Consider the following 9,897-nt stretch of genomic DNA (forward strand, 5'->3'; position numbering starts at 1 on the left):
ACATCCCTCAGTTCGCGGGTAATCACCCCTCCGGCCGAAAGCTGCCAGTTCATCCCCGCAGCGCCTTCAATATCCTTTGCCCTTACCCCGTTACCATAGTAAAAAAGTGAAATTGGTACAGCAATTTTCCCTCGAGTAATCGTATACACCGGGATATTGATCGTCGCCGCCCCAGACAACTGGCTTACATTGACAATCTGCGCATTGGATATGCCAATCTGGAACAAAGGCACAGCCAGACAGATGAGCTTAAAAAGAGCTTTTAGGTTTTTCATGAAATATTGTAATGATTGATGAGCGGTTTGCGATGTCTGCGAAGTGTTCTCCGGAACATATTAATCCGTGCGTCAAAATCGGATAAAAATCAAATTTTGGGAAATCTTTTTGATGAACGATGCTTTTTTTAACATGAACGTGCGTTTTGAGGTGACGAAATTTTCGTAGATAATAGTTTTGAAACTGAACTTATTGCTTAAACATTGTTATACTCCATATACCAATGTTAGTAGCGGCTGAAATGTTATATTTGCCTAACTGTTTCAATTAATGCCCCCAAATACCACTTCAGTCGGTATTGAGATGCGCGCACCATTCACTTCCCCGCCCGCCTTAGCTAAATTACCTACAGCATTCTCCATCGGTAGTTCCGCAGGCATAAAAGTTGTATTCTCCAAGAAAATAGTACTAAACCCCTCTAAGCCATCTAAATCTATTTTACTTGATGGAGAGTTTGATCCATATTGATAATTACTCATCCAAGGAAAAGACTCCGAGTAAAAATCCGCTGATTTAAAACGTCCGATCACCGGATCATAGAACCTCGTTGTATAGTCATATTGTTCAAGTTCTTCCTGAAATTCTTTACCATTATAAAGATACTTATTCGTCCCCCCACTTGCAGGTTTTCTTAATCCAAAGGCATAGTAATCGTCCCTCTGTATCGGTTCCACTGTACCCGATACCGGGTTTTTCAGAAAACTCGCCCTTACATTTCTTAAATGGTCCAACAGGTTATATTCATAGCTATAACTTCCATTGCTGTTGCGTGCTACTCCATTTTCGTTATAGACATAGCTTCTATTAGTAAACCCGCTGATTGTTTTGAGCTGGTTGCCGACATAGCTGCTATAGGTATTGGTGCCATATTTTTAAACTGCTGGGCGTTTTATTTTCTATTTTGAGACCAGCGACAGGCCTACACCAGCTGACCGAATAAATACACAATGTTGCCAGCTGGGGAAAGGTATAATCATGAACAATTAATATTTCTTAGCCAATCTGTAGAAATTTTGTTTAACAATTATCTTGTTCGCTTCTAATGGCAAATTTAGATTTGGAACCAAAAGGCTTGTTATTGTGAATGTTCGCCCGTTTTTTAATTGAATATAGGAATGGTTATATCCTTCCCAGGGAACTATAGTGGATCTATTGGCTGCCTGATTGAATGACATTCGATGTGTCATATGCAAATTCAGCTGATGACGCACTTAATCCAACGACGGCTCCATAGGGTCCCCCATATCGCATTCCCACACCGAAAGAGGTTGCGGCAGCTCCCAAGTGATAGGTAAATCTTCCTCCATCCATTTTACCTTGGTTAACCTGATAAGCTTCATAAGCTAATACCCCTACTGTAATAGCCGTTGCAGTTGTACCACTCCCTGTTCCGATAGTTGTCATTGCACTTGTAGGAGCTGATGCTGAAGTCATGCTTGCGTTACCAAACAAAGAAAGATTTCTTCCCGCTAAGGTGTAATTTCCAGAAGACCCTCCTCGAACTCCTTGTTTAAATAAAGATGTTACGTGGCTTTCTCCTGCCAGTTCAAATCCTGCGCCACCAGCTGTTAAAGCAGTTGACGCCCAACTTAAAGCATCTTTCATACTACTTTCTTGATTACTTGATACGTAATGTGTATCTGCTGCGTTTTCTCCTAAATATACACTACCCACTTCTCCATCATCCCCTAGTTTCGCTTTTACTACAGAACCTGGTGCTTTATAATCATCGTAACCCGCATTAGTTGCTTGTTCTGCAGTTTTAATGTTATCATCAAAAGTCCAACGATTATCCTTCTTTACCCAATCGTTACCCGCCATCCCATCAGGATCAACAAACCTTATCGGGTTGTTGAAACCATAATTATATGGTGAATGCCTACGCATCTTCTCAGCCAGCGGATCCACCACATTCCACCTGCCTATCTCCGGATCATAAAACCTTGCCCCGTAATCCAACTGTCCTCCAAGCTCATCCTGAGCCTCTTTTCCATTGTAAAGATATTTATTATTTCCGGATGCTAAAGGATTGCGCTTGCCGAAAGGATAATAATTGTCTACCTGCAACGGCCTGATCAGGCCATTGTAAACATCAAAGGTATAGCGCACATTGCCCAGATGGTCAGAAAGGTTATAATGGTAACTGTAACTGTTATCGCCGTTCCGCTGCGCCACACCTTCCTCGGTATGGATAATGTCGATATTGTCCCCATCATATTCGATCCCGTCAATATATTCCCTCGAAGTGGTCAAGCCGCTCTCTGTTATGACTTTTCTCAGCTTGCTGCCTCCGGCATCATAAACGTAACTCAATACCTTACCGTTTCCACTGGCACCAGAAGGCAGGTTCAACAGGTTATAGCTCAGGCTCATCCCAGTTCTGCCATCAGTAGTGGCATTTCCGTTCGCATCATAGACATAGGTTCCTGCAACATTGTCTACCCTATCCAGCCTGTTCCCGTTATAATAATACTGGTTCATTGCCCCGCCGTTCCTGCCCAGCTGGTTGATGTTGCCCATATTGTCGTAGTTCAGCACCTCGCTCATGTAGATCCCGGTACTCGTTCCGCTGGTCAACCGGCCCAGTTTGTCATAACCATAGCTGAACACATTAGGCGAGGTTGAAGGTGAAATATTCTGCGACCAGTATTGCCTGCTGATGTTCCCGTTCCACTGGTTGCCACCATTCTCCTGGTAGTCCAGCTGGATACTGAACTCCCCGCTGATGCTGCTCTTCAGCCAGCCCCGTTCGTTATAGGCCATACCAGTGGTCTGCATACCATTATGCAGTTTCTTCATGGCCAGCTGGCCTATTTCATTGTACACAAATTCATCAAGCACGATATTCGGTCCGGTTACGCTGCCGTTATTGATCTGCTTATTGGTGCTATGTTTACGGCCAACATGGTCATAATCATAACCAGAAACAATGGTGGTTACCGCACCACCAACTTCATGTGTTCTCACACTTGAGGTCAGTTCTCCTGCAAAGTTATAAGTGTTCACCGTACGGTCCTTGCCGCCCTTGGCGTTATCGGATACCGTTTCCTTCACCCTCCCGTCCTCATCATAATAGGTAACCGTCAATAGTTTGGTGGCACTGCCCAGTATACGCACGAAACTTCCTGTTAAAAGCCCGTTCAGTTTATAGCTTACTGCAACACTCGCCGCATAACTGCTGTTATAGCCCGGAAAGCTGTAATTGTCATAATAGTTCATGTTGTGAAACTCTATGTTAACATATTCCTCCCCTGCCATTGGATGGGTGTCAGCAGTATAACCTTCTGACCTTGATCCCGTCCGCGATTCCCAGAGCTGACCGCTCATCGTATCAATATAATCACCCTGAAGGGTCTGCCTGGACATGTCAATCCCGTTCTGAACCCCTGTCAGCACCACCCTGCCTAAACCATCCCGCTTTGTCCAGCTCCACTGATGATTGTTGCGCTGGTTGGCATCCTGACTATAAACCAATTGATCCAACTTGTTATATACCAGATACTCCCAGCCCTTGCCCGGCACCTTTTTCTCCACCAGCCGTCTCCTGCCATCGTAATGGTAACCATATATAAAATAGCCGAACACCGGATCTGAATCCGCTTCGGTAAAACTGTTGACCGTCACCGCTGGGGGCACCACATACCGCAGGTTCCCAAGGCCATCATAGATATAATAGGTATTCAGTTTTTCGGTATCGCTTTTGTATACCCTTCTCAGCACTACCCTTCCCTCCAGGTCTTTATACTCCTCGGTATTACCGGCATTGCCAGAAACCCAGTTCTCATCCATCGACACCGTTTTATAAAGCCTGCCCGCAGGAAAATATGCCCCTGCCGACGCGCCCGCCCCACTGACCTGCCACATCAGCACATCGTTTGCGATATTACTCCCGTACACTATCTTTGCCGTATGACCAGCGGTACTTCCCGTTACCGGCTGCCAGTCTGCCCCCGGTGCTCCTTGTTCTACCGTCCTATTCAAAGGACTCGGCTCAAATACTGTCAGACTGAAGGGCGAACCTGTCCTTACCACCCCGGCATCCCAGCTGCCAGGGGAGTAATAAGCATCCAGGGAAGAAATGCCAGTGGCTTTATAACTACCGTCAGCTCCCGATTGCTCCGCATAGGGAAGGTACTTTTTCGCTTCCCGGCCAAAGGCATCGTATTCGCTGACCTGCACTATATCTTTTTTGCCCGGACTCCCCTGCCACTGTACCGCCTGCAAAGGACGGCCAAGACCTTTGCATAGGCCTGACCGTTCGTATTGATATCAGCCTGTGCGAGTGCATTGGCAGCGGATTTACTGGTAGCCGTATAGGTATCGGCCTGAACAGTATAAGTTATCTGCCCGGGTATCTGTCCCGTGGCGCAATTATTACGCGTAAATACCTGGCTAAGCAGATCATTACCATAAGTACCAACTGCAGAAGTAATATAATTATAGACCAAATGCTTGACAATATCACCGTTCTGGTCTTTAACCAGCGACAATCTTCCAAAACCATCGTAYTCATAAAATGTCGATAACCCTTTCGCATCGGTCTGTCCAGTCATCCCCACCAGCGGCTCAAAGGTATAACTGGTTATCAGCGCATCGACTGGATAAATATTGATGTCATCATATGCATCCCCACCGCTTAAGGTATGAGTAGCTCCGTTATAGCCCGCCCTGGTTTGGTACCATTTACCGGACAATCTGTACCAATAAGAAATGAGATAGGTTTTTCCGTTCGGTGCAGGCCAGCTTATTGAGGTGGCAGTAGTATACCTGCTGCCTGAATGGGCCTGCCCCACCAGCGCCAAGGGATCCTCCTCATAATTTTCTGAATAGAACTCTGAAGGAGAGGCATTATTTGCCATGGCGTTTGGACTGGTATTGTCAGACCTCCAATGATAAGACACAGGCGATGCGCCCCTCTTTGAGGTCATCGTCAGCCTGTCCGCATCATTATATTCAATAAGCTGTACCGATGGTTCATAGATCTGGCCAACAGTATTGAAGGCATTGATGGAAGAGGCTACAATGTGATTGGTCTTCGGATTGTACTGATAGTCTATCCTTGAAGCCTCTACCACGTTTCCATTGACCTTATTGAGGGTTAAAACCGGTGCCGAGGTATTGCCCGTTGTGCTCATCTGCGAGAGTATTGAGGCCTGTGCGGGATCCAGCCCGAGAACCGATGCATAATCAGCACTATAAAAATACTCCGTGGACCGGGTACCGCCATCGCTTGACAATCTATTTGTTGAGGACATCAGTTGGGTAGATGGGTTGTAGTTAAAGTTTGATTGTACCGTAACCGGTTGCCCACCGTTGAGGTCATAGTCTGTTACCGTTTCCTGATCGAGGTATTTCCAGCCAGAGATCAGCTCATAATAGGCCGCGTCGTATGGAGCGAACTCCCACTCATCCGGCGCTACCTGGACATCCGAGACACAGCGTACGCTAAAGTTCTTCTTGATCACGTATCCCCTGATCGCAGACTGTCCGGGCGCTATGGTAAAGTGACGGTCCGTCTCCTTCACTTTGATCAACTCCCCATTTTTCTTCTTGAACTGAAGTGAATAGATCTCATCACCGCTCTGCCAGGAAAAATTGCTCATCGGCGTATTCTGGATCTCCTGTCCCAAAAATACCAGGGCAGGATTTTCAGGACTGAAGGAATACCTCGTCTGTATCCCACCGCCTTCAAAATCATCCCCTCCATTGCTCTCCAGACAGGACTGATAGTAAACATGCGAACCCATGCTCCCGAACAACGATACCGTGCTGTTCGAATGTCCCGTAATATAAGTACATGTAGTGCCCCAGCAATCGGTATACCCACCTACCTGACCATATCTGGAGCAATCCTTATTGTTGTTGAGCACACCGTAGTATTGCGGAGCGGACTGGGCGCGGGCACCGGAAGAGACACCATCAATCTCGGTATACTTGTAGCTTTTGTACAATACCTGTGTATTCCCGTCATAGCTGATAGAACGGCTAAGCCTGGCACCCCCGACCACTTTGTCGACCATCTGTATGGTAGGCGCACCGTCCCTATAGCTGATCGATCCATCGGTCCTTATGATATCCCCGAACGAGGCAAGTATAAACCTGTAGGTGTGTCCGGCGGTAAGCACAACCCTTACACTGTTGACATTTGGCGGGTTGACCTTCAACAGGCTTACAACGTAGGTACCTGTGGTGATATCATAAAGCTGTATCCTTCCGAAGTTATGCAGGGGATCATATTCATAACCCGTATCCTGGAAGGTATCAACACTGTAACCCAGATCCGTTACCTGGTTATAGGCAATATAAAAATCCTGCGACTGCACCGTTACGGAACTGGATTGCCCAACGCCGCGGACACTCAAAGGAACGTTCTGTAAGGGCGGCTCCACCAGGGTACTTTCACGCACAATATTGGCCTCATAGACCAATGAGTCCCGCCCCTTGGTCGGGTAGGTTATACCACTCAGCATCCCAAAGGCAAAATGGGTTGAACTGCTCTCACGGTTACCCGTCTCGAAAGGGTTCATCAGCGTAGGGAGCATATAGGACGGGGCACCGATCAGACTGGCATTCTGCTGCCCGTTGAAGAACCCGAAGTGGTCCTGGGAGAAAGAAAGCCTTGCGGGCAGAGCCGATGGCAGATAGTACCTGAAGTCATGGTTACCAAGTGGCACCTCGGTCCTTCCGTATTCGGTCAGTTTCTTCAGGTACATCCTATAGGTTGCACCCGTTGGGGAACCAACCAGGGGAGAGAGCATCGCACTGGTACTCTGTACCTGCTCAAAGTCGAGCACGAACTTTCTGATGCGGTCATTTCGACTATTGAAGAGCTCCACCCCGGTCAGTGATACATCACCGGGCAGATCCAGCCGATCGGACGTATAATTGAGCTGTACCCTGCTGCCATCACTTGAGGTGATCCCGGATAAATAATAACCATTGGTCTGCAGGCTGCTTACGCAGGTTGTATTTTCATGTATCGTCGCGCAGGCCTCGATGGTCCCGCCCACAAAATCACAGCCCGTCACTGTTGTATTGTACGGTGTCCTGATCTGCGTCTGGCTTACACCTGAAGGGTAACTAAAGGTGACCGGCGTATAACTGAACTGCAGGTTGTCCCTACCGGGGTTCTTTCCAAGGGGATGCTCGATCCTGGTCAGGTACCAGGCCGTGGGCGCCCCGTCATTCAATGTCGGGCGGTTGCTTCCGCAACCCACTCCGCTGTTGAGTGTCTTGGTATATTCAGTTGCAGCGGTCCCGCCAAAGTAATAGGCAACCCCTGCCTGATCGGTGATTTTTATGTTATAACCAGTGCCGGAGAAGTTGGTCTCTATACGCAGTGCAGTCCTGGGGATCTGCTGGACATTCCCCTGCGCATCGAGTACGAATTTTCCAGAGATTCCATTGACCGAAAAAGAGAACACATCCGGCTGGTTGTCAAAACCATCAGTCTGTTCTATACCCTTTTCAAGAAAGTCCAGCAGCGCTCTTGACTGGGCAAGGCTGGAGGGGGCAGTGATCCTTGTCGCGAACTCATCCGGTTCGTCCATAATAGTCCTGCTGACTACCCCGGTGCCGTTGAGCACCCAGCCCAGGCCTGTTCGAGCCGCAGTCTGATCTACCTTGATCCCCTCCGCTCCGTAAGATAGGCTTAGCGCATAGCTTAATTTCCCTGCTGATATATTCACAAGCGGTAAGGAGTAATTAACTGCACCGGTCGACCTGTTTATCGGAATTCCCCCATAGCGGGCAATTGCCGATACGTCAGGCGATGCAGGGACCACATTGGTGATGCTGGAAAGAGATTTTGGGTCAATCTGGGCGCGGACACCATATAGTGTGCCTAAAAGCAGCACCACTGATGCTAATATTTTTTTGAGCATAACGTGTTTAAATATAGATTTTGGACAGTTTTATCGGGATGCAGGAACATCAATTAAAATAAATTCATGATAATTAGATTTGGATGAAACAGGAGTGTGTGGTCAATCAGTAAAAGGATAGCAAATGAATCCATATTTATTTGGACAAACCAGGCCATCTGTACTTTTATTGATCAATTGGGTCGAGCAATTAAAAAGATCACGAAATATTATTCCTGTTTAGAGCTTGCTGATAGAAAATAAAACTGGAATAGGAGGAAGTTCTGAGAGACATATCTGTACTTGTTTAATAATTTTAGATGTCACGAAATACCATTTTAAAAAAAACAAAACCAAAAAAATTACACGAACATATCAGTTTTTATGACCAAACTTAAAATAGGAATAATTCAATCGTCTTTCAACAATTTTAATTTGTATCTGAAATCTTACACCAACCCCTCTCTTTATGCGACGAAATAAATCTTGATAAAATTTAACAGTCTTGAGGTTATAGGCCAGAATACAATACGATCATATCTAAAATGTTTTAATTACAAAAACTATCCAAACAATTAAATGCCAGTGAAGAAATAATGCGCTAAAAAAGCACCCTTCATCTAGAACATCGGCAGGTACATCGCAATCAGGATTACCCCTACTACCAGACCTAAAAAGATGATAATCAAAGGTTCCAGCATCCCGCTGATCGCATTGGTCTTATATTCCACTTCCTCGGTCTACCGCTGGGACAGCTGCTCAAAAAAGTGTTCCAGTTTGTTCAACCCTTCCACTATATGGATCATCTGGATAAAATTTCCCGGATAGAAATCATATTTAGACAATGCTGTTGACAGACTGCTGCCCAATAGGATATCCACCTAGGCCAGCTTTAGCGACTGCTCTACCGGACAACGAAATAAATTTCAAACAAAATCTACAGCAACAATATGCTCATTAAATAAGAACACCTTAGGACCAATGGAGGTGATCCGTCCGGCTACTGTTCGAAATCACAATTTCCTTGTAGTCCTAACAAACTGAACAAACCAAAGCTTTCCGGACAATCACTCCACAATCTCCCACGTCCCCGCCTCAATCCCCTCAGATATAACCCTGGCATCAATGCCCATCACATGGTCACCCTCCAACTCCATCAGCTTATACCAGGCTCCGGAAGGGAATTGGTCAACGATCTCCAAATATCTGCCATCTGTTTTAAGGATGGTATGCAAGGCAAACTCCTTCATATTCAAATATAAAAAATCAATTTTATTATAAGATGTGAAAGCATCTGACAAAAGCAAAGTGCCTCAAACAGGATCACTGCATGTAAGGTAAAAAGCCAGCTTTCCAAAGTCCACGCTGGCACATACGGGCAATCGAAGCCAAGCTGGCTTGGATTGCTAAAGAAATAACAAAGCCCAGAAGTTCTGCCAAGCTTTACTATAAGTTAATTATAGTCGACTCCGACTTTTTCTGCTCCGCTCTTATACTTTTTATCATTTAAAAGCTGACATCCTTTAATAAAGCTATATGTATTAGCGTCTACAACCGCGCCAATATATTACGAATTTCAAATTTTCGCTTCATTGCCAATCAACCTATAACAAATTAAATTCAGTAAATTACACAACATATACAATTAACGAATGAGGTTCAGCCAACCCTGGCTTATGCAATTACAACCAGTTCGATCGATCTGGTTGTAACGATTAATATTTTAGCGATCGGACAAGCTCATAACAGCTGTTCATAC

5 protein-coding genes are annotated in these 9,897 nt (G+C 45.8%); all 5 read right to left on the reverse strand.

Annotated elements, in window-relative coordinates:
- Positions 1-275: hypothetical protein (locus tag AC1DND_RS16655; RefSeq protein ID WP_477583282.1), on the reverse strand; the 275-nt coding region annotated here is incomplete at its 3' end.
- A gap of 264 nt (positions 276-539) precedes the next feature.
- On the reverse strand, positions 540-950 hold the full coding sequence (locus AC1DND_RS16660; protein ID WP_477583284.1) for an RHS repeat domain-containing protein: 411 nt from the start codon (positions 948-950) through the stop codon (positions 540-542).
- 475 nt (positions 951-1,425) lie between these two features.
- Entirely contained in the window at positions 1,426-4,455 is a 3,030-nt protein-coding gene (locus AC1DND_RS16665; RefSeq protein ID WP_477583286.1) for a DUF6443 domain-containing protein, read from the reverse strand.
- Positions 4,455-6,803 carry a DUF5977 domain-containing protein gene (locus AC1DND_RS16670; protein WP_477583288.1) on the reverse strand — a complete coding sequence of 783 codons (2,349 nt, stop codon included), beginning with the start codon at positions 6,801-6,803 and terminating at the stop codon, positions 4,455-4,457. Before AC1DND_RS16670 ends, AC1DND_RS16665 begins: the two co-directional genes overlap by 1 nt.
- A 1,955-nt stretch (positions 6,804-8,758) precedes the next feature.
- Entirely contained in the window at positions 8,759-8,869 is a 111-nt protein-coding gene (locus AC1DND_RS16675; protein ID WP_477583290.1) for a hypothetical protein, read from the reverse strand.
- Between the last annotated feature and the right edge of the window lie 1,028 nt (positions 8,870-9,897).

The organism is Pedobacter sp. 01N416 (assembly GCF_056399685.1).